20 protein-coding genes are annotated in these 21,960 nt (G+C 41.5%); 15 read left to right on the top strand and 5 right to left on the bottom strand.

The annotated features are described in order from the left end of the window. Positions 1-9 precede the first annotated feature (9 nt). From METLIM_RS10095 to darG, 6 genes are all read left to right on the top strand, one after another. Positions 10-1,329, top strand: coding sequence for a hybrid sensor histidine kinase/response regulator (locus METLIM_RS10095; protein ID WP_157202285.1), 1,320 nt, complete (start codon positions 10-12; stop codon positions 1,327-1,329). Between the two features lie 102 nt (positions 1,330-1,431). After that, positions 1,432-2,838, top strand: a complete 1,407-nt coding sequence (locus tag METLIM_RS10090) for an ATP-binding protein (RefSeq protein WP_157202284.1) — start codon at positions 1,432-1,434, stop codon at positions 2,836-2,838. 6 nt (positions 2,839-2,844) lie between these two features. Next, the gene (locus METLIM_RS10085; RefSeq protein ID WP_004078315.1) at positions 2,845-3,330 is read left to right on the top strand and encodes a GNAT family N-acetyltransferase; all 486 of its coding nucleotides are present in this window, start codon (positions 2,845-2,847) and stop codon (positions 3,328-3,330) included. Between the two features lie 76 nt (positions 3,331-3,406). Then, positions 3,407-4,861 carry a hydantoinase/oxoprolinase family protein gene (locus tag METLIM_RS10080; RefSeq protein ID WP_004078312.1) on the top strand — a complete coding sequence of 485 codons (1,455 nt, stop codon included), beginning with the start codon at positions 3,407-3,409 and terminating at the stop codon, positions 4,859-4,861. Next, positions 4,858-5,934 (top strand): histone deacetylase family protein, encoded by a 1,077-nt coding sequence (locus METLIM_RS10075; protein ID WP_004078310.1) that lies wholly within the window; start codon positions 4,858-4,860, stop codon positions 5,932-5,934. The genes METLIM_RS10080 and METLIM_RS10075 overlap by 4 nt, the downstream gene beginning before the upstream one ends. Before the next feature lie 19 nt (positions 5,935-5,953). Beyond that, positions 5,954-7,078, top strand: coding sequence for a type II toxin-antitoxin system antitoxin DNA ADP-ribosyl glycohydrolase DarG (gene darG, locus METLIM_RS10070; protein WP_004078308.1), 1,125 nt, complete (start codon positions 5,954-5,956; stop codon positions 7,076-7,078). A gap of 61 nt (positions 7,079-7,139) precedes the next feature. On the opposite strand, the gene dprA is transcribed toward darG, so the two are convergent. Next, entirely contained in the window at positions 7,140-8,246 is a 1,107-nt protein-coding gene (dprA, locus tag METLIM_RS10065) for a DNA-processing protein DprA (protein WP_004078306.1), read from the bottom strand. Between the two features lie 271 nt (positions 8,247-8,517). Here dprA and tnpA point away from each other — a divergent pair, with 271 nt between their 5' ends. Together tnpA and METLIM_RS10055 are read left to right on the top strand one after the other, a co-directional pair. Further along, positions 8,518-8,922, top strand: coding sequence for an IS200/IS605 family transposase (gene tnpA, locus METLIM_RS10060; protein ID WP_004076326.1), 405 nt, complete (start codon positions 8,518-8,520; stop codon positions 8,920-8,922). Between the two features lie 2 nt (positions 8,923-8,924). Next, positions 8,925-9,968 carry an RNA-guided endonuclease InsQ/TnpB family protein gene (locus METLIM_RS10055; protein ID WP_004076327.1) on the top strand — a complete coding sequence of 348 codons (1,044 nt, stop codon included), beginning with the start codon at positions 8,925-8,927 and terminating at the stop codon, positions 9,966-9,968. On the opposite strand, the gene METLIM_RS10050 is transcribed toward METLIM_RS10055, so the two are convergent. After that, positions 9,948-10,502, bottom strand: coding sequence for a hypothetical protein (locus tag METLIM_RS10050; RefSeq protein WP_004078303.1), 555 nt, complete (start codon positions 10,500-10,502; stop codon positions 9,948-9,950). The two genes, METLIM_RS10055 and METLIM_RS10050, sit on opposite strands and share 21 nt — an antisense overlap. Before the next feature lie 282 nt (positions 10,503-10,784). Here METLIM_RS10050 and METLIM_RS10045 point away from each other — a divergent pair, with 282 nt between their 5' ends. Further along, on the top strand, positions 10,785-11,852 hold the full coding sequence (locus METLIM_RS10045; protein ID WP_004078301.1) for a hypothetical protein: 1,068 nt from the start codon (positions 10,785-10,787) through the stop codon (positions 11,850-11,852). Positions 11,853-11,870: 18 nt separating this feature from the next. Here METLIM_RS10045 and METLIM_RS10040 read toward each other — a convergent pair whose 3' ends face one another. Further along, the gene (locus METLIM_RS10040) at positions 11,871-12,068 is read right to left on the bottom strand and encodes a hypothetical protein (RefSeq protein ID WP_004078293.1); all 198 of its coding nucleotides are present in this window, start codon (positions 12,066-12,068) and stop codon (positions 11,871-11,873) included. Between the two features lie 172 nt (positions 12,069-12,240). Between METLIM_RS10040 and METLIM_RS10035 the strand changes: the two genes are divergently transcribed. From METLIM_RS10035 to METLIM_RS10010, 5 genes are all read left to right on the top strand, one after another. Then, the gene (locus METLIM_RS10035; RefSeq protein ID WP_052300904.1) at positions 12,241-12,807 is read left to right on the top strand and encodes an ATP-binding protein; all 567 of its coding nucleotides are present in this window, start codon (positions 12,241-12,243) and stop codon (positions 12,805-12,807) included. Positions 12,808-13,362: 555 nt separating this feature from the next. Beyond that, positions 13,363-14,463, top strand: coding sequence for a 5-amino-6-(D-ribitylamino)uracil--L-tyrosine 4-hydroxyphenyl transferase CofH (cofH, locus tag METLIM_RS10025; RefSeq protein WP_004078292.1), 1,101 nt, complete (start codon positions 13,363-13,365; stop codon positions 14,461-14,463). Between the two features lie 79 nt (positions 14,464-14,542). Continuing rightward, positions 14,543-15,019: a CGGC domain-containing protein gene (locus METLIM_RS10020; protein ID WP_004078290.1), complete on the top strand. Its 477-nt coding sequence runs from the start codon at positions 14,543-14,545 to the stop codon at positions 15,017-15,019. A 249-nt stretch (positions 15,020-15,268) separates the two neighbouring features. Beyond that, complete coding sequence (locus METLIM_RS10015; RefSeq protein WP_004078288.1) at positions 15,269-15,769, top strand: DUF4365 domain-containing protein; 501 nt, start codon at positions 15,269-15,271, stop codon at positions 15,767-15,769. Beyond that, positions 15,766-16,917 carry a hypothetical protein gene (locus METLIM_RS10010; RefSeq protein ID WP_004078286.1) on the top strand — a complete coding sequence of 384 codons (1,152 nt, stop codon included), beginning with the start codon at positions 15,766-15,768 and terminating at the stop codon, positions 16,915-16,917. Before METLIM_RS10015 ends, METLIM_RS10010 begins: the two co-directional genes overlap by 4 nt. A gap of 580 nt (positions 16,918-17,497) precedes the next feature. Here the strand turns inward: METLIM_RS10010 and METLIM_RS10005 are convergent. Together METLIM_RS10005 and acs are read right to left on the bottom strand one after the other, a co-directional pair. Beyond that, positions 17,498-18,079: an acetate uptake transporter gene (locus METLIM_RS10005; RefSeq protein ID WP_004078284.1), complete on the bottom strand. Its 582-nt coding sequence runs from the start codon at positions 18,077-18,079 to the stop codon at positions 17,498-17,500. A gap of 158 nt (positions 18,080-18,237) precedes the next feature. Continuing rightward, the gene (acs, locus tag METLIM_RS10000; protein WP_004078282.1) at positions 18,238-20,130 is read right to left on the bottom strand and encodes an acetate--CoA ligase; all 1,893 of its coding nucleotides are present in this window, start codon (positions 20,128-20,130) and stop codon (positions 18,238-18,240) included. A gap of 198 nt (positions 20,131-20,328) precedes the next feature. Between acs and METLIM_RS09995 the strand changes: the two genes are divergently transcribed. After that, the gene (locus METLIM_RS09995) at positions 20,329-21,714 is read left to right on the top strand and encodes a PAS domain-containing protein (protein ID WP_004078281.1); all 1,386 of its coding nucleotides are present in this window, start codon (positions 20,329-20,331) and stop codon (positions 21,712-21,714) included. The last annotated feature ends 246 nt before the right edge of the window (positions 21,715-21,960 follow it).

The following is a 21,960-nucleotide window of genomic DNA, read 5'->3' as shown; positions in this document are numbered from 1 at the left end:
ATGAGTATCATGACTGAAGAGAGAACAAAAAAGTCCATAAAAATCCTTGTTGTGGAAGACAGCCGTACTCAGGCGGAATTCCTCCGTTATATCCTTGAGGAGGAGGGATGCAGGGTAATGCTTGCCGAAGACGGCAGAGAGGCACTCGGTGAGATTAATTCTTACAAACCGGATATTGTACTGACCGATATTGTAATGCCGGAGATTGACGGGTATGAACTCTGCCGGAGAATCAAGTCAGATGATAATACAAAGGATATACCTGTAATTCTTGTAACCCAGCTTTATGACCCTGCGGATGTAATAAAAGGTCTTGAATCGGGTGCAGATAATTTCATAATAAAGCCCTATGAGCAGAGCGATATTCAGAAATGGATAACCAATATCCTCCCGTCACTGCATAACCCTGACCCGGACGGCCAGCAGAAGGCCCTTTCAATCCGTCATTCTGATAAGGACTATTTAATCAATGCCGGCAGGACACAGATATTAAATATCCTTCTCTCTACATACGGCGTTGCTGTCAGGAAAAATTCCGAGCTTGAAGAGGCTCAGGAGAGGCTTAATTCTTTAAATGAACAGTTAAAAGAGGCAGTTTTTGACCTTAAAGATGCCAATGAGGAGCTTATCAGTGAGAATACCGAGCGGAAGCGTGTTGAGAATGCCCTTGCCGAGGCAAATAAGAAACTTCAGCTTATGGCGAGCATCACCCGTCATGATATTCTCAACCAGTTAACTGCAATGCAGGGGTATATTGAGATTGCAATGACTCTGAAGGATGAAGAACCTGATTCCGCCTGGGAGAATATTGATAAAGCCTTCAGTATGATTGACAAAACCAAGAATACCATCGAATTTACCGGCGACTACCAGGAGATTGGGATGCATACTCCGATATGGCAGGATATGCACACCCTTGTAATGAATTCCTTAAAGCATACCCAGACCGGCAATATAAGATTTGAAAATATAATTCCGGAAGGGGTTGAAATCTACGCCGATTCCATGATAGAGAAGGTATTCAGCAACCTTATTGAGAATGCCGTCCGTTACGGTGACAAGATTACATATATCCGGTTCAGAACCGAAAGTTTTGGCGATAAATTTAAGGTCATCTGTGAGGATGACGGGGTAGGAATCCGTGAGAGGGACAAGGAGAAGATCTTCTCGTATGAGTATGGCATGAACACAGGGTTTGGGCTGTTTCTTTCAAGGGAGATCCTTGGAATTACGGGCATTAAGATCCGTGAGACCGGAAAGAGCGGTGAAGGTGCAAGGTTTGAACTGATCTGCCCTGAGGATGCTGTCCGGAATTTTGGTGAGGAATAAAGGGATTTATTCACAGCTGATTTTTGTGTATGCCGGATCTCCTGGCATGCGTGGAAGTCTTTTTGGGAAATAGTATGGTTGTAGTGGGTAATGGTCGCTATTATGAAATTTGATGCAATCTTTGATGATGCCAATCCGGTCAGGCAGAGGCGGATATTAATTGTTCTGGCTGTAACTGCGGTTACGGTTGGTGTAAATCTTGCAGGGATACTGCTTGGAATAACCGCTGTGCTTGCACATCTGCTCTATTTTCCGGTAATTCTTGCTGCATACTGGTATCCCAGGCGCTGTTATCCGTTTCTGCTGTTAATTGCTGTAATATATTGTGGATTTATATTATATTTCAATTATCCTCCGGATGTTTCTCTTATAGCTGCAACAGCTTCAAGGGTTGTCATCTTTACACTGGTGGGCCTGATTGTCTCACTTCTCTCATACAGGCTGCGTGAGTCTGAGCAGGAAATGAATGATATCATCGAATTCCTTCCTGATGCCACTTTTGCAGTTAATAAGGACGGAGTTGTGATTGCCTGGAATAAGGCGACTGAGGTTCTTACGGGTGTAAAAAAATCGGCCATTTTAAACAGGGGCAATTATGAGTATTCTCTTCCCTTTTACGGAGAAAGGCGGCCTATGCTTGTTGATCTCATCCTGACAGGAGATCCTGATATTGAGGCGAGGTACCCTGATCTCATAAGAGTTGAGAATAAATTAATATCTGATGTTCTTATCAGGCACTTCAGGGGTGAAGGCGGAGCATACCTTCGCTTTACGGCTGCTGCACTGAAAGATCCATACGGGAATGTAACCGGTGCGGTTGAGTCTGTCAGGGATGTGACTGATAAGCTGATGACAGAATCTGCACTCTCAAATACCACAAAAAAACTGAATACCCTTACAGGAATAATCAGGACTGATCTCTCAAATAAACTTACAGTTCTCTATGGTTATCTGAGAATGGGCACAATTAAGTTCAGGGATCCTGAGGTTCTCTCTTTTGTAAATGATATTAAGAATGCTGCAGGCGGGATTGAGAGGCAGATTAATATATCCCGTGACTTCCGTGATCTTGGAACAAAGCCTCCGTCATGGGTTATGGTGCAGGCAGCCGTCAGTGAAGCGGCAGTAAAGCTCGATTTCAGAGATGTGTATTACCGTGCATGGACGGAGAGGCTTGAAATCTTTGCAGATCCGTATCTGCCTTCTGTATTCAGCCATCTCTTTGACAATTCACTGAATCTTGCCGGTGATGTGACGAAAATTGTTGTCACATATCAGATCCGGGAGAGCGGGTGTGCTGTAATTGTGGAGGATAACGGCCCCGGTATCGCAGTTCCGGATAAGAAGGGCCTGTTTAAGCAGAGCAGTGAGGAAGGTTACGGAAGGGGCCTTTTCCTTACACATGAGATCTTATCTATTACCGGAATTGATATTATTGAGACCGGAATTCCCGGCAAAGGTGCAAGGTTTGAGATTCTGGTGCCTCCTGAGGGTTACAGGATCAGGTGATTGGTTATGACAGGAGATACAGGCAGAAGGGCAGGTTCAGGTTATACAGGTGTAGTGCCTGTGGTCCGTGAGCTAAAGGCTTCTGAATTTTCAAAGGCAAATGATGTTTGGGTGGATTACCATAATACTACGGGTGACCCAAAGACTGACAGGATATTCGGGGCATTTCTCGGTGCTGATCTTGTTTCCCTTGCAAGGTGCAGGCGTCATTCGGACGGATATGAGGTTGACGGGGTTTATACTCCGGAGGATTACCGGGGAAGGGGTTATGCCCGTCTTGTTTTGAATGCACTTATTGAGGCATGTCATAATGATGGCCTGTATATGTATGCAGTAAGCCACCTCACTGAATTTTACGGGCAGTATGGATTTTATGAGATTTCAGAGAAGGAACTGCCGGAAGGGGTGCGTGAGAGATATATGTGGGCAGTTGGCAATCTTGGCGGTGTCGGCGTTGTGCCTATGCTCAGGACTCATACAAATTACATTTAATGGTACTGTCTGAACCGGAGATATGCAGATGTCTCTGTGCCCCTCTGAAGATATTTATTGATAATTTTGACTGATAATGTTTACCGGAATTGATATCGGCGGGACAAATACTGACATTGCAGTTATCAGGGATAATAATATTGAGACTGTTAAGGTAGCCAATGATGCCGGTATATCCTCGGCACTCTCTAAGGTCAGTATTGGCGGAAGGCTTGCGATAAGCACGTCCCAGCCTTTAAACCGGCTTATTATGAGTTCTCCGGAGGAGCTGTGCACTATTACAATTCCAGGGCCCGGAATTGTCCGTCCGGGTGCTGTCAGGGGTGCTGTAACAATCAGGGGTGATGTTGCGGAAGAGATTGATCCGGATGAGGTCAGAGAGATTTTTGAAGGGACAGATGCAGACTATCTTGCAGTTGCAGGGAAATTTTCTGTCAGGAATCCTGCTCTGGAGGAGAGGGTGCGTGAGATCGCACTCGGTTTTTTTGATGAGAAGAGGATTGCACTCAGTTATTATATCGGGGAGATTGGATTTCCGTCAAGGATTGCCACTACAAAGATTAATGCTCAGGTGAGGGAAGTTGTGCTCGGAGTGGGCGATATTGTAAATGCCCATTTTTTGGGCAGAGAATTCTATTTTATGAAGGGTGACGGCGGTCTTTCCTCTCCGGAGATTGTATATAACAATCCTTCAGTGCTTTATAATTCCAGTCAGACGGCGGTTGTGCTGGGTACTGGGTACCTGACCGGAATTAAGGATGCACTTGTTATTGATATAGGTGGGACTACCACTGATTTTGTGCCCATGAAAGGCGGTATGCCTGAGGAGGAGGAACTTGATTTCGGCGGAGGGCATACAGGTATCCGCGGTATCAGGTCGCTGTCCCTGCCTTATGGCGGTGATTCCCTGGTTGACGGAGGTCTTCTTCCTTTCAGGAAAGGTGCTCCGCGTGCGTTTGGCGGGCGGTCATTTACACTGACTGATGCCTTAAATGTCTGCGGGTACGAGATTGGCGATTATAAATCCTCGGGGTATGTGAACCGGAGCGTTGCCGATATGGTCGTTTCTGATTATTTTGAGAAGGTGGAAAATGCGATCTCGGTCTTCTCACCTGATCTTATAATTGGAGCGGGTTATCTTGCACCTCTGCTTATGCCGGAGATTGCCGGGGTTACCGGCATTGAAGTTTTAATTCCGGAGCATGCCGGTTCGGCGAATGCGGTTGGTGTTGCGGTGTCGAGGGTGAGTATCTCCCTTAATGTCCGTTATGACAGTGAGAAGGGGAGGATGATTGTCAATGGTGAGATGAGGCGTCCGGAGAGGAGGTACTCTGATGATGATCTCATTGAGGAGTGCACTCTTGAGCTGAAGAGGACTGCAATGGAGATGGGTTCACCAAAGGAGGACTGTGAGGATGTTGTTATCCGGAATTTCAGGGCGTATGATGTTGTCCGGAATAAGGAGAGGGCGGGCCGGATTGTTGATCTCTGTATTGCAATTCCGCCGGGGATTTCATCGGAGGCGTTATGAGAACCGGAATTGTTTATCATCCTGATTATCTCCTGCATGAGCAGACTCCGACACATGCCGAGAGGCGTGAGAGGATTGCATATACCATTGATATGCTGGATGAGGAGGAGGTCTGGGACGATTCCAGGATTCTGAGGGTTAATCCGCGGATGGCGACTGATGAGGAGGTTTTGGCAGTTCATACCGGAGATTATCTCCGGAGACTTAAGGAGGCTGATATTTCCGGTGCTGAATTTGATGAAAATACATATGCTCCACCCGGATTTTTAAATAATACTCTCCTCTCTGCCGGAGGTGCGGTAACTGCCGGAGAGGCTGTAATGTCTGGTGAGGTGAGAAATGCCTTTGCACTTATCCGTCCTCCGGGGCATCATGCAGGCCGGGATTTTGCCGGGGGTTTCTGCTACCTTAACAATGTGGCGGTTATGACGCGGTCTCTTCAGAATTTAGGTGTTAAACGGCTGATGATTATTGACTGGGACGCTCATCACGGGAACGGTACGCAGGATATATTTTATGACGATCCGGACGTTTTGTATATCTCGATTCACCAGGAGCACTGCTTTCCTGGTACAGGCAGAATTAAGGATATAGGGGAAGGGGATGCCAGGGGCCGGACGATCAATATGCCGGTTGCTCCCGGAAGTTCGGGCAGAGTGTACAGGTATCTGATGAAGGAGATAATTGTGCCGGCGGCTGAGGAGTTTAAACCGGGATTTATTGCTGTATCGGCAGGGCAGGACAATCATTTTACTGATCAGCAGACAAGGCTTGCCCTTGATACAAAGGGTTATGCTGATCTTATGTCTGAGGCTGTTTATCTGGCTGAAAAGCTATGCGGTGGCAGGATTGCAGCAGTTCTGGAGGGCGGCTACAGTGTTGAGGGTGCACTTCCGTATGTGAACCTTGCAATTATTGCTGCTCTTGCCGGGTTTGATCTCTCGATGATGAGGGAGCCGGCTTTGTATGATCCTTTGTATAGGGATTCTTTCAATGATATAGCTTTTAAGGTCTCGGAGAAGATGGCGAAGAAGGTTAAAAAGGTCCAGTCAAAGTGGTGGGACTGTTTCTGAAGGTTTTGGGAGATTACAGATGACAGTTGAAGTGGTGCTTGGAGATATTCTTAATGATAAATCGCAGACTCTTGTAAATACTGTGAACTGTGTTGGTGTTATGGGCAAGGGGATCGCACTTGAATTTAAGAAAAGATACCCGGCAATGTTTGAGGACTATAAACTGCGTTGCAGGAAAGGAGAGGTTGAGCACGGTGTCCCTTACCATTATGAAGATATCTTTGGAAATTCAATAATTAATTTTCCAACAAAGGATCACTGGCGTTCTGCATCACGGATAGAGGATATTGTCAGGGGTCTTGATATTTTCATTAATTGTTATAAATCATGGAATGTAACTTCGGTAGCATTCCCGCCGCTTGGATGTGGAAATGGCGGTCTTCTCTGGGAGGATGTTGGCCCTCTGATGTACAGAAAACTGTCTTCTATTGATATTCCTGTCCGGATTTATGCTCCTTATTCAACGCCTGAAGATCATATGGCCTGTGAGTATCTTTCAGAGCCGGTGAATTATAATGAAAATATTACCGGGAATATTCTGAATAATAAAATTACTGCTGAGAAGATACTGCTACTTGAGGTGTTATTCCGGCTTGAGAACATGAAATATGCCTCGCCGGTCGGCAGGACAATATTTCAGAAGATCTGTTACATGCTTACACAAACCGGTGTTGATCTCAATATTTCATTTAAACAGGGAACTTACGGGCCATTTTCTGATGGAGCCAAAGATCTAATCAAAGAATTTTCCAACTGTAATCTTATTACTGAAAAGAAAACCGGTTCTATGATTAATATCAGAACCGGGTCTGAATTTCCGGCTGTAAAAGAGCAGTTTAAAGAAGAAATCCGTGCTGGTGATGATAAGATTGAGATAGTGGTGGATTTATTTTCAAGGATCAGGAGTACTGAACAGGCAGGTGAGGTTACAACTGTATTCTACGTCTATAGCGAGCTTAAATCGAGGAAACCTTTTGGGAAAATATCCGAAGAGATGATCTTTGATCGTGTGATTGAGTGGAAAAACTACTGGGCTGATGAAGAGAAGCTTAATTCAGTTGCAGATGCAGTGCGTATTCTTACCGTATTGAGATGGATTTTTGTTGAATTCAGTGATAATCTGCCGGTAAGTGAAATTGTCTGAATATCTGATGCGGAAGTTAAAAAATAAAAAATAGGTTGTTGTGCATTGTGTATGTAAATAGTTAAAAAGAATCGGATATTATCATTTGTTTTGTTTTCTTATTCAACGAGATTTTCTCTGATTTTTCAGCTTTATTTAATGAATTATTGAATATTTCTGCATATTTATTGTTTATATCTGCTACAGCAGAGGTACTGTGGATTTGATTCTCTTTATTAATTTCTGAGTGTTCAGATTTTTTAAGTTCTTCTATAATCTGATCAGCTGATTCAACACTTACTGCACCAAGAGACAGGAGTTTTTTATAACCGGGATATGCATCTTTATTATCTTCATCCGGTTTTACAGCGAAAACCGGTATGCCCTGTTCAATTGCAATTTCTGTCTGTCTGACTGAACCTCCCTTTTCACCTGACTCAATGACCACTACGCCTCCGGAAAGGCCGCTTGTGATTCTGTTTCTTTCAATAAATCTGCCTTTATGGACTGTTACCTTTTCTGTGATTTCGCTGAGTATAAGGCCGGACTGAGTAATTTTTTCTGCGAGACCTCTGTTGCCCGGTGGTACTATTTTTGTGACAGATCCGGGTAAGACGGCAATGGTTTTTCCTCCTGCCAGAAGTGTCGCATTATGAGCGGCACTGTCTGTTCCGTTTGCAAGTCCGCTTACAATTGAATACCCGGATTTCACAAGGTAATCTACTATTTCTATTGTCTTTTTCCGTCCTTTTTCTGAGATATTTCTGGTTCCGATGATGGAAATCAGTTTTTTATTGAGTAAACTTATGTCTCCTTTGCAATACAGGTGATAAGGTGGATTTTTTATTCTCAGAAGTTTTTGTGGATAATTATCATCAGTATATTTTATAACCTGAATCTGATTATTCTGATAATCTTCAATTGCTGAAATATAGTTGTCAGTTATGGAATTTTTGTCAGGGATGCCTTCAGTTAATGAAGCATTATATTTTTTTATAACAGTTCGGAATAAATTTTCAATACCTTTTGGATAGCTCGATTCTGTTAATTCATTTCTGTTTTCAATAGATATTATGAAGTTTTGGAAATTATTCTCATCTTTTAGATATTCCAGATATTCCTTCTTTTTTACTGACTGGATATCATTTAAAAATGACAAAAAGGCCGTTTGATAGTAATTATTTTTCATAAGATTTCCTCATACGGTTGAGTCTGACTTTTGAAACAGTTATCCCAAGAACAAGGGAACATACCTGTGTGACACCATTTAGTTTTAATATCCTCGTGCATTCTTCTTTAGTTGTACCATATGTGTAGACATCGTCTATTAGTAATACAGTTTCGTCATAAAATTTTTCATTACGATCATGGCAGCAGAAAGCCCACGACTTTAGTCGTGGGATGAATGCGTCTATATCACGACAATAACTATATATTCTTACCCCTAGATAATTATACCGTTGGCAAAAAAAGAACGCTGGACTCATGCGAATACCTGCGTATATAATATTGGGTATCATATTATTTGGTGTCCTAAATATAGGCGAAATGTCCTACAACCAGATGTTGCAGTAAGGTTGAAAGAGTTATTGCATGAAAAGGCATCTGATATTGATGTGATAATTGAAGTTATGGAAATCATGCCGGACCACCTACATTTATTTGTTAAAACAAAACCAACTGCAAGCCCACATTGGGTTATTCAGCAATTTAAAGGTTATACTTCAAGAATTTTAAGACAGGAGTTTAGCACATTGAGAACCCGTCTTCCAACATTATGGACCAGAAGTTATTATTGTGAGAGTTGTGGTCATATTTCAGACGAAATTGTAAAAAAATACATCGAAGATCAAAAAAAGAACTAATTATGATTCTGACCTATAAAATCCGTCACAATCAGGACTTCACTGAAGACCTAAAAAAAGCCTTTAAAGTAGCGGAGTTTGCAGTCAGGAATCCAAAGTGCAGGTCTTCTAAAGCAGTTAAAGATATTGGATTAAAATCAGCAATATCTAACCAAATATTGCGGAAATATGGTAACCAGAAAAAGATTAAACGAGTACATAATGTAAATTTAGTTATTCCAAATCAATCAATCAGAGTCGATAAAGATAATCGGATTATCAAAATAGTTCCATTAAAATTAACATTGAATTATCAATTCCCTGATTTTGAGAAAATAAATCAAATTGAAATTGATAAAGAGTTTGCTTATATATCGTGCACCGTCAAAGAAGAGTCCGAGATGATACCCTCTGCATTTATAGGGGTTGATCGGAACACTACGGGCCATATTGCTGTATTGGCAAATCCAGATACTGGAAAAATTGAAAAGCTTGGTAAAAAAGCACTTCATATCCACAATAAATATTCTGCAATTCGTAAACGACTTCAAAGACAGGGAAAATTCAGACAATTGAAGAAGATAAAGGATAAAGAATCCCGAATTGTCAAAGATTTAAACCATAAAATAAGTCGCAGGATTGTTAATATTGCTAAAGAACAAAATGCAGGTCTTGTATTTGAAGATTTAAAAGGGATTCGTAACTCCCGGAAACAGAGTAAATCGTTTAAATACGCCTTGAACAGTTGGTCATTTTATCAACTACAGTTATTTGTAGAATATAAGGCTAAGCTGCTTGGCGTTCCGGTGTATTATATAGATCCTGCATATACATCTCAAAACTGTTCAATTTGTGGTAAAATAGGAATTCGTAACGGAAAAGAGTTTAAGTGTCCACATTGTGGCCACGTTGATCATGCTGATGTAAATGCTGCATTCAACATAGCAAATCGTCAAAAAAGCATGGTTGATCGTGTACAGAAAGAGATGTACACGATGGGAGCACTGATACCCCACGACGCAATGTTTGAAGAATGTCAAACAACGTCAGAACCCCACGTGCTTTAGCCGTGGGAGTATGTCAGAGCTGATTTTTCCCCTGATGGCTTTTCTTTTTTCAATGGGGTTTTGTATTGTATGTATTCGTGGATAATTATCTTTCTGATATAAACAGTCAACAAGTACCATTCCATACCTTTCAGATAGTATTTCTCCCAGTAATTTTAAGCGATTGAAACCATGTCCGGGGTTGTTCATAACCGGAACAATACATTCCAGATGCTTTAATGACGGGTACATATTATCCATTGCATGGATTAGGCATTCACTGAGTGGCTTACATAAGGATGGATCACTTTTAAATTTGCGTATCTCATTACTCAGTGGATCATTATTGTATTCTCCGTATTTAAGATATTTGCCGAATGCAAAATTCATTAAGGGGGGATTTTCTTTATTTTTTATATTGTAAGTACATTTATCACAATATTTGTTTTCTTTTGCCAGTGGAGTTCCACAGTTCTGACAACAGGGCTCATATAATGTTTCAAATACCTTCCCGTCAGAAGGGCGTTTAAAGTATGTTTTTTTCCTTTTTTCCATCTAAAAATCCTTAAAATTACAATATTATTTATAATCAAAATGATGGTTAATATATTGATGAATAATAAATAAAACTAACTCTCTGAATTTTAAGGAACTTAGGGATGAAATTTTGCCAAAATTGATTTCAGGGGAAATTAAAGTATTGGAAACAGAAAAAAATTTGTTGAAACTTAAATGAATAATATTTGTGGTGAGGCATATGGTTGATATTGACGAACGTATATATATAAATTTGTTATGTCTGTAATTACAATTATTTGAGTTGTGGTGTTTTGTGATATGGTAATTGAGATCAAACAAACCTGGTGGCATGTAGAAGAGATATTTCACCCCCATATCGGGAGAAAAATACGTCAGGTTATGGATATATATGTAAATGAGCAATTTATTCCTATTTCATTAGACTCACTCAAATTCTTAGGTTTTAGAGTGTATGCCAGAAATTTAAATAATAAAGAACTGGCATATTTGGAAGATAATTGTGGCTCTGAATTCAAAATTCTGGTGAATCTTGGTTCATTAGATAATTATCCAATTGTTTCTAAAACTGATGATAATTATACTTCGGAAAATAATGGAATTGATTTAAGGCACGTCAAAATTGAATTTGAATATATCCTAATGAATCCTGATATTGAAGATCAAAACGAAACTAAAATATCTTCAAGATGCTTCAATTTTTTTAGGCAAAAAAAAGAAGGAAATTTTTCAATTCGGGGAAATATACAGCCGGAATTTTATATAACGATGCCATTAGGGTGGCGTATTGGTAAAATTGATTTGTTCTCTTTAAATAGTAATCTGGAAGGTAATCAATGTGTATTAATAAGAAAATATGATAGTTTGGATAAAAAACCAGAACAATTAAAATTGGAGATGCCATTTATTTCGGTTTTAGAAGGGAAAAGAAAGTATAACTATTTAATTTCTGATTTTGTTAGTGATAAAAGTAAGTCTGGAGTAAATAATGAACATTTCACCTATATTTTCTCTTATATTGCAGAAATGTCTAATAAAATTGTGGGAATTTCAATAATTCCGCTATTCTATTTGCTTATTGTAGGCCTTTTTATAATGTCAATATCTTATAACTATATATTATATTCAAAAATTCCGAATTTAGGGATTTCTACTGGTTTAAGTTATCTCATCTCACTGTTAGCATATTGTTATTTTTATGCTTCTTTTGTGAAGGATGGATATTATATCCCCCATAAATTTTATTTTATGGCTTCTATAATTTTGTCGCTGTTTGTTATTGTTGCAATTTTTATAATTGCATTATTTAATGAAAATAGTCTGGATTCATTGAAAATTATAATTGATCTAACTATAAATTATATTTAATTTTATGAGTTTGGATGTTTAAGATCTCTTTTTTTGATCTCTTTTTGAAATTCCATTTCCAGATCTCATCTCTTTGCGGATTGAATCTGTAATCCAGCCTTTTTCTGATCCCATGACTGGAATATTATCGGTTTTCCAATTTAATGTACCAAGAGCCTTTCCAAATCGCATCATCTTAACATCAACTCTTATCCTAATTACTAACAGTATGATCATAATTATACTTCAATATTTCTACACACAAATTCAGGATTATATACATACTATATTAATTACCTTTTATCCAGGCTGAACTCATATTACATCATCAAAAGCGGATCCCACGAAGAAAAACTCGAACCACGAGGAGAAACTTGAACTGCCGGAAGAGGCTTTAAGAGAGGGTCTTTTGAATGCACTCGCACACCGGGATTACTATGTTTACGGGGCAAATATCCTTGTTGAAGTATTTCAGGACAGGGTTGAAATCACAAATCCGGGTGGTCCTGTAAATGGCCTGACTATGGAAGATCTCGGCAGAAAGAGCCTTTCAAGAAATACTCTCATTACAGGGCTTATGCAGAGGATGGATCTTATTGAAAAGGTAGGCTCCGGAATTTCAAGGATGAAGAATGCGATGGCAGATTATGGTTTTTCCGGCCCGGAATTTGATGTCAATGAGAACTGGTTCACTATAATCTTCCGGAGACCTTCTTCCAGTGAAGATTCTTATGACCAGAAATTGGATTCTCCGGAGAAAATGTCGGAGAAAATGTCGGAGAAAATGTCGGAGAAAACATACCATAAGATATTGGTGCTTCTTGGAAAAAATTCGTATATGACGATAGCTGAACTTTCTGAAGAACTTAATGTATCAACCCGCACTATTGAAAGAAACCTTAAGAAATTGCAGGAAAATAATGAATTGCTGCGTATTGGGCATGACAAAGGTGGGTACTGGAAAATTCTGAAATAAACAAATGGCGGGAGAATTCAATATCCGGTGAAGAGATCAGATTTTCTCTCCCCATAAAAAATTATAATGATTTGCGTCCGGAAAATGTTCAGGTTCCCAGAATTCTTTTAGTACTGCTTGTTCCGGATGAAATTGATATATGGATTGATCAAAGTGAGGTTCTATGGAAATCTTAGATGGTTATATTGATGGTTCAGTTTAAGTGCCAGGGCTGTTTCTGAGTGGGAGTGAACCACAAAAGTCTCTCCGATGCGCATAACTCCGCGATCTTTTTCCAAATGTGGTGTGTGTAGCGATCTGGTATGTCTGTAAAAGACGTTTTTTTATTTTGTGTGCGCACCGCAATTTCTGATCTGTTCCTGTCATCTGCACCTGCGCCTGCCTGGTTCTGCCTTTGGGGAAAATCCGCTGTCCAGTCTGCACATGGGGCATTTATCTTCATTTTCCGGAGTTATTGTTGTTCCGTAGCTTTTTCGGGCGTTTGTCTTCCGGAAAGGTTATCTTATTATGATATCAGTATAACTCTAACTAATGAATCCTTTACAGGATAAAAAAATGTATTTTTGCACCAGCAAGGACATCATTGAAGTCCTTGATGATGCACTTTGCGGGCGCCGCCTTACAGATGAACAGGCACTTACGCTCCTGAATGCAAAGGGTATGGATGTCTTTGTGGTTGCAGCTGCGGCAGACATGATAAGAAAAGAGAAGGCTGGAGATTATGTCACTTATGTCAGAAACCAGAATCTGAATTTCACGAATAACTGTATTAATTCCTGCGGGTTCTGTAGTTTTTGCAGAAAAACCGGCGATGAGGATATTTTCTGCCATAATTATGATGAGATAAGGCAGAAGGTTCTTATTGCAAAGGAGAGGGAAGTCACCGAGATATGCAGTGTAGGAGGCCTTCACCCGGATTTTGACGGTGATACATATTCCGGGATTCTCTCGGCAATTCATGAGACAGCCCCTGATATACACATTCATGCCCATAATCCAATGGAAGTCTGGTATGGTGCAGAAAAGAGTGGAATAACAACTCTTGAGATGCTTGAACAGATGAAGAGGGCAGGGCTTGGCTCTATGTGCGGAACGGCTGCGGAGATTTTGGTGGATGAGGTCAGGGAAGTTATCTGTCCGGGGAAGATTGATACGGCGACATGGGAGAGAATTATCCGGGAGGCACACGGACTTGGGATAAGGACCACCGCCACTATAATGTACGGCCATATCGAGAGCCTGAAGGACCGGGTTGAACACCTCAGGATTCTGAGGGATATTCAGGACGACACCGGCGGCTTCCTTGAATTTGTGCCTCTTTCATTTATCCACAACAATACGCCGCTTTACCTGACAGGCAGTGCTGCCGCCGGTGCAACAGGCAGGGAAGATATTCTGATGATTGCGGTTTCGAGGCTATATCTTGATAATTTTGACAATATCCAGATTTCATGGGTTAAATCCGGAAAAAAGCTGGCGCAGCTATTATTAATGGCCGGCGGAAACGATCTGGGCGGAACCATGTTTGAGGAGAGTATTTCAAAAGAGGCCGGGGCTGTGGATACCGAGTACCTTGATCCGGCTGAGATGAGACGGATGGCCGAAGATGCCGGAAGGGAACTTATGCAGAGGAATACTTTGTATGAGATTGTTTAAACAGAATAATGCATTTCTGTGAGAGCTGATTGTATTGCTGAAAGAGCGTATTATTACAATTGACTAAAATGGTGTAATTATGGAAGACAAGACAAGTACTGACGTTATGATGAAAGAAAAGATAAAAATCGGGATTATAATCTGTGACCGTTACAGTTCATGTGCCGGAGGTAAGTGCCTCAGATCCCTGCATAACCGTGAGGGAGCATTCAGCATATATGAGGGCAAAGAGGTTGAGGTTGCAGGTTATACCTCCTGCGGCGGTTGCCCGGGGGGGAATATCGAGTACGCACCGGAGGAGATGAAGAAGAACGGGGTGGATGTTATTCATCTCGCAACCGGAATGGTTGTCGGTTATCCGCCCTGTCCGAGGATAAAGTATTTCTCAGAGTTCATAAAGGATAAATACGGCCTTGAAGTAGTTGTCGGGACGCATCCGATTCCGGAGAAATACTATCAGACCCACAAAAACCTGAAGACATGGGATTCGGTGTTGTGGGAGAGGCTGACTGCACCGACACTCTCAGACGAGAAAACACGACTGGCGTATGACTGAGGTTTTTTCTTTCCGGAGATTCTCCTGAGATTTTTTACTAAATCGGCTGAGATGCAGTATTTTCCGGATTCAAAGTCAATATTTTGCTTTATTACCTTCGTTTTTTTTGAAAAACTATATTGCCGGACATCCTCCCGGTGTCGTAAGAAATGAAATAAAAGGACATACTCTGCCTTTTTTTCTAATGAAGCATTACGTTTAAGGCAGATTATAACTAAAGATTACTCTGTTCGGGATTTATGATGTTATATGATGAATATTAATCAGCAAAAAGAACAGTTTAGCAGAGCATATGTCAGAGCTGTAGCTACTGTTGCAGGATTTTCATTATTTGAACCCTCCGTGGATGATGACAGCATCGATCTCTCAATCGCAGAGAGGGGCGGGAGGGGTTCTATTCGTTCTCCCAGAATAGATTTACAGCTAAAATGTACATCGCAGAATTTAATATCCGGTGATGGGATCAGATTTTCTCTGCCTATAAAGAATTACAATGATTTACGCCCTGAAAATGTTCAGGTTCCCAGAATTCTTTTAGTACTGGTTGTTCCGGATGAAATCGAAAGATGGATTGATCAAACTGAGGAAAAACTTTCAATGTATCATTGTGGTTATTGGGAATCATTGAGAGGTTTGCCTGATACTTCAAATGAAAAAAATGTCACTGTAAATATTCCAAAATCGCAGCAGTTTACAGTAGAAGAATTAAGCAAAATTATGGAAAGGGTTGGATATGGTGACCTGCCATGAATGTTGATATCCGGGATACTGAAGTATTAAATGCTCTTGGGCCTTTGGATTTGGAATTATATCTTAAATCCAGAGGCTGGAATGAATCATTTATCATGCCTGATAAGTATTCTGTCTGGATCACCAGAGATGGTAACAATGAAGAATATGAGATTACGCTGCCACTTGACAGAACAGTTATAGATTACGCACTCCGTATAGGCGAACTTCTAAATACTCTTGAACTCGCTGAAAATCGTTCTCAGACTGAAATATATAATGATCTTAAGACAACCTCAGCAGATATTATCAGATTAAAATTCAGTCTTCCCAATTCATCCGGAGGAAGCATTCCAATAGAAAAAGGGGTTGAAATTGTCAATAATGTCTGGGGCATGATGATGGCATCTGCCTGTTCAACAATAGAACCACGACCTATTTTTCAGGCCAGAAAACCAAATCAGGCCGTTGATTACATGAAAAAAGTTCGTCTGGGGCAGACCGAGCAGGGAAGCTATGTTGTAACTGTCCTCTCACCTGTGTCTCCGGAGATAAATATTAAACAGACAAAATTACTAAATGCACAGAATTCAGAAGATCCTTTCGAGAGGAAAGTTATCCTTAACCTTTCAACTGCATTAGCTGAAATGAAATATGCTGCTGAAAGGGCGGCCGTGAAGAGTTCTTTTGAGTATTTTGAAGATGCTATTGAAAAAGGTGTAAGTGCCAATCTCTGTGAAGCAGTTGCCCGGCTCAGCTCATACAATGATCAATATCAGGATCTGTATGTCAGTTTTTCATTATCCAGAAACCGACCGGCAATTGCTGATGTGGTAAAAAATGTTTATCTTTCCGCGGACATAATGCCCGTCCTGGATGAAGTAGCCCGTGTTTTCAGAGAGTCAGCACCCCGTGATGATTTTGAAGTCAGGGGGCCGGTAATAAGACTGGAAAGAAACGAAGGTTCATCAGCCGGAAAGATCACAGTAATAGCTTTTATTGATGAAAAGCCCAGAAAAATCAGTTTTGAGCTTCCTGATGAACTATATCACCTGGCTGTACAGGCACATGATCAGGAAAAGACAATTGCCTGTTATGGCACTTTGGTTCGTGAAGGCCGTACATACTTCCTAAAAAATCCAGGAGACTTAATGATTGAAAGGGAATAATTTTTTTGGCAGAATTTGTATGTGACCGGTTATTTATGAAATTTGATATTTATAGATGATGTGGTGCTCGAATCTGATTTAAATGAAAACCGGTTCAATATATAGTATAATGCAGAACTTTCCGGAATGGTCCGGAAAGTTTGCTTATTACTATGAAGTGCGGTATAAGTGCATGATTTGGAATAATCTCCGTTACACTCCGATTATCCCAAAACATTATGCAGTGCACTATAATATCCCTAACATTTTCGTATAATGAAGAAACAAAGACCGGCAGGGAAATGGTCGATGGGCAGGATAAAATATTAAAGATATATACCTCCTATGAAACAATACACTGTTTCATTCATCATCTGTGAACCGGCTGGTTCATGAGGGACTTTTTTAATTCAGCAGATTTAAAAATCCCGGTAACGAAGATGCAACAATATAATCCGCAAAAAATCGGTTACAGACCTATTTTGCTTATGCAGGCCGAAAGAATATCTGTGGTATTGTTGCTGATTAAACCACTATGGTTTTGAGGCCGTATAAAATCATTCAGCAAAAAAAAAGGAATTAGTTTTGTCCCTGACCTGTATCAGAGGGGCACCAGATCTTTCTGATATACCTCATTGAGTACCTGGCCAAGTCCTGCATATATGGCAGAAAATCCGCAGATTATCCCTTCATATCCGGCTATGGTCGTTATGAGAGCATTTCCTGTAAAATCTCCGGCTGCAAGCAGGAAGAAGAGCAGTGCAAGTGAACCGAAGACAAACTGTATGGCCCGGTTCATCTTAAGGGTGGCTACAAACATCACAGAGGTGAATATTCCCCACATTAAGAGGTATGAACCCATTGCGACTTTCTCCGGTGCCGCTGCAAGGCCAAGTCCCGGCAGTATCAGCAGAGCTACAAGGCTTATCCAGAAGAAACCATACGAGCAGAATGCAGTCGTTCCAAAGGTATTGTTCTTCTTCCATTCCATTATTCCGGCTATAACCTGTGCAAGGCCTCCGTAAAATATTCCCATCCCCATAATCATACTGCCAAGTGCAAAATACCCTGCATTGTGAATATTTAATAGCACAGTTGTCATACCAAAAGCCAAAAGCCCAAGTGGTGCCGGGTTGGCCGTTCCGTCCATCAGAAAGAAACTGTTTCTGTTCTCTTTTTCCATTTAGATCACCTTTATTTAATTGTCTCCTGCTGTATTTTCCGCCCGGAAATTTTTGCAGGGTTTATCGGGTACTCCGGATGTCTCCGGCATATGCAGAGATAACCCGACTCCCGGAACATACCCTTAAATCTGCCTGCAAAAATTCAGGTTTGCCGGGTTTACTCCTCCAGCGTGGAGATGTCACCCGGATCGAGACCCATATCCTTAGCCTTTAATACCCGCCTCATTATCTTTCCGCTTCTGGTCTTTGGCAGCGAATCGACAAACTCAATCTCAGAAGGCATTGCAATCGGGCCAAGGCTCATCCTGACATTGTATATCAGGTCATTTTTCAGTGCCTCGCTCGGTTTATACCCTACGCAGAGCGTTACAAAGGCTTTGACCGACTGGCCCTTAACAGGATCAGGCTTTCCTATAACTGCCGCTTCGGCAACAGCCTCCTGTGATACAAGTGCACTCTCGACCTCGGCCGTACCGAGATTATGGCCGGCAACGATTATAACATCATCGGATCGCCCTATGACCATGATATAGCCATCCTCATCCTTAACGGCAAGGTCTCCGGCAGTATAGTAATTTCCGACCGTATTCCAGTACTGCCTGTACCTCTCATCGTCATTATGGATGGTCCGCATCATAGACGGCCAGGGTGCCTTTATAACCAAAAGTCCGCCTATTCCCGGTGCACAGGGATTGCCGTCTTTATCTACCACATCTGCTATAACACCCGGAATCGGTTTGCCTGTAAATCCAGGCTTCATCTTATCGCCGACAAGTGTTGCAAGCATATGCATCCCGGTTTCAGTCTGCCACCATGTATCTATTATCGGGCATCTGGCCTTGCCAATCTTTCTGTAATACCACTCAAAAGCCTCCGGATTTAAGGGTTCACCGACAGAACCAAGTATCCTCAGCGAATCGAGATTGTATTTTTTCGGCCATTCCTCCCCATACTTCATAAACATCCTGATGGACGTTGGTGCGGTGTAGAATATGGTAACTCCGATATCCTCAACCGTCTTCCACCAGATGCCGGGATCAGGATAGTCCGGAACAGTCTCTGAGATAAGGACTGTTGCTCCGGTGGAGAGCGGGCCGTACACGATATAGCTGTGCCCCGTGATCCAGCCAGGATCGGCAGTGCACCAGTGGACATCGGAATCTTTCATATCAAAGACATATTTTGTCGTATAATATGTCCCGACCATATAACCGCCGCAGGTATGCACAATCCCTTTGGGCTTGCCCGTTGTTCCGCTTGTGTAGAGGATGAAGAGCGGATCTTCAGCATCCATGACTTCCGGTTCACATACCGGGTCTGCATTAGCCATTATCTCGTAGAAATCAACCTCTTTTTCAGGCATAAGCTCGATATTAAGGTTGGTTCTCTTCAGGACAACTACCTTTTCAACACAGGATGCGTTGGTGACCGCCTCATCAACGATTGACTTTAACATTATCGTCTTTCCACGCCTATAGCTGACATCTGCCGTTATGACAACCTTTGCATTGGCATCACGTATCCGGCTGTTAAGTGCATCTGCACCAAACCCTCCGTAAACAATGCTGTGTACAGCCCCGATTCGTGCACAGGCAAGTATTGCAACCACATGCTCCGGAACAAACGGCATATATAGGCAGACTGCATCCCCCTTCCTGACTCCGAGTCCCTTAAGTGCATTTGCAAATCGCATCACCTGTGCATGAAGCTGTCTGTATGTGAGGACACGCTCGTGCAGTTCGTCCTCACCACGCCACATTAATGCAACTTTATTTCTCTTATCACCGTTTACATGCCTGTCAAGACAGTTGCAGGTGATATTGAGCTTTGCATTGGTGAACCATTTTGCATATGGGTGCTCCCACTCCATAACATTATCCCATGGCTGCATCCATTCCAGTTCATGTGCAATTTCACTCCAGAAGCGCTCAGGATCATCCAGGAATCTCTGGTAGGCCGGTTCATACTCACCAATCCAGGAATTGTCGCGATAGGAGTATTCCGGAAGGTATGACTTTTTTTCAAGTTTCACATCGAAATTATCACTCATCATTTCCACCTGCATGATTAATCATGTAGATTTGTCTGTTCGCTCACCCCTCCGCATTGTATTATTATGCAGAAGAGTCTGACGCACCTATGCAGTGCGCAATACTCATACAATGCATTGACAATAAATAAATATGTCTTAAGCACAACTTATATGCAGTGCATAGAAAAATTCCGGCAGGCAGAAGGTTTTGGTTAAATGGCAGGCGAATTTCAGGAAACAATTGATATAAAAGAACTTCTCAGGAAATATCCCAAGGGACTGAACATATCTGAGATATCAAGTGCACTGCATATGCACAGAAATACCAGTGCAAAATATCTTGATATGTTAAAACTCAAAGGTGATATTGACAGAAAACAGACAGGCCCGTCAAAGAATTATTATCTTGTACAGAGAATCCCAATCTCATCATTCATCAGATATACTCCGTTTCCGGTAATAATTCTCAGTTCAAAAAAGGAGATATCGATGGTGAACAAAGAAGCCCTTAATCTTCTGAAATGCCCGCTTGATGTCTTATATGGCGAAAAGATTCAGAACCTTCCGTATTCACTCTTCAAAGAGGTCATAATTGAAGAACTCTGCCACAATGCAGTTCAGGGCAGATCTGAAATTATTGAGAGGGAGACCCATATTCTTGGTAAAAAGCTTCACCTCCGTCTGCATTTCATACCCATAGTCTTTGATACCGGACGGGATGGCTGTGCGGTTGTAATATATGACAATACAGAAAATATCGAAAACCTTGAAAAACTTAAAATATGCCGCAGACAGTATGAGGCAGTCACAAGCGACCAGACAGAATTTATCGTGCATATCAGCGATGAGCTGACCATTCTTTTCGTAAATGAGGCATACTGCCGGCATATCGGCAGGAGTTTTGAGAGAATAACCGGTCTTCGGTTTATTCCGATGTTTCAGGCAGATGAGAGGGAGAGGGTGCAGAATCTCATCTCTTCGCTGAGTCAGGAAAATAATTCCGGCAGCCTTGATGTCAAATCAGTGAGAAAGGACGGGGGCATCGGATATGAGAACTGGACATTCAGGGTGATCTTTAAGGACAGTGGTGATATTTCCGGTTACCACGCAATCGGCAGGAATATCACCGAACTTAAACTGAGCGAAGGCAGACTGAGGCAGTACTATGATAACCTTGAAAAACTCATACAGGAGAGGACAAATGAACTTCAGGAGGCAAACCGGAGGCTTCTTGGTGTAATCTCCGAGAAGGAAGACCTTGAACAGGAGCTTTTATTCACTCAGTTTGCATTTGACCATGCCTCGGATTCAATAATTCTCTTTGATGAGGACGGAAAGGTCTACAAAGCCAATAAGACGGCCGGTGAACTTCTCGGCTATTCGGACGCTGAGATGAAATCCCGGTCTGTATTCGATATTAATCCGTCAATTTCCAAGGAAGAATGGCAGCATATGTGGAAGGAAGCACATCCGGGCAAGAAGGAGAGAACAATTTCAATACATGCAAAACAGAACGGAGAAATCTTTGACGTTGATGTCTCCCGGAATTTTGTTCAGTACTCTGAAAGGATGTACTTCTGTTCAGTTGCAAGGGAGATCTGAACTTTTTATTTTTCAACTTTAATTATTATTTGGGATTTTATCCCTTCATCTCTCTTTATCCCTTCATCTCTCTTTATCCCTTCATCTCTCTTTATCCCTTCATCTCTCTTTATCCCTTCATCTCTCTTTATCCCTTCATCTGTCTTTATCCCTTCATCTCTCTTTATCCCTTTATACCCGGATTTTGTTCAGTTTTGTCCGGATTTTAGTATCAATATGTACTGAATAAGTATTGCTGTGAGCCGG

The organism is Methanoplanus limicola DSM 2279, assembly GCF_000243255.1.
GTDB classification, from domain to species: domain Archaea; phylum Halobacteriota; class Methanomicrobia; order Methanomicrobiales; family Methanomicrobiaceae; genus Methanoplanus; species Methanoplanus limicola.
The sequence above is the reverse complement of the archived record's forward strand: the minus strand, read 5'-3'. Positions and strand labels throughout refer to the sequence as shown.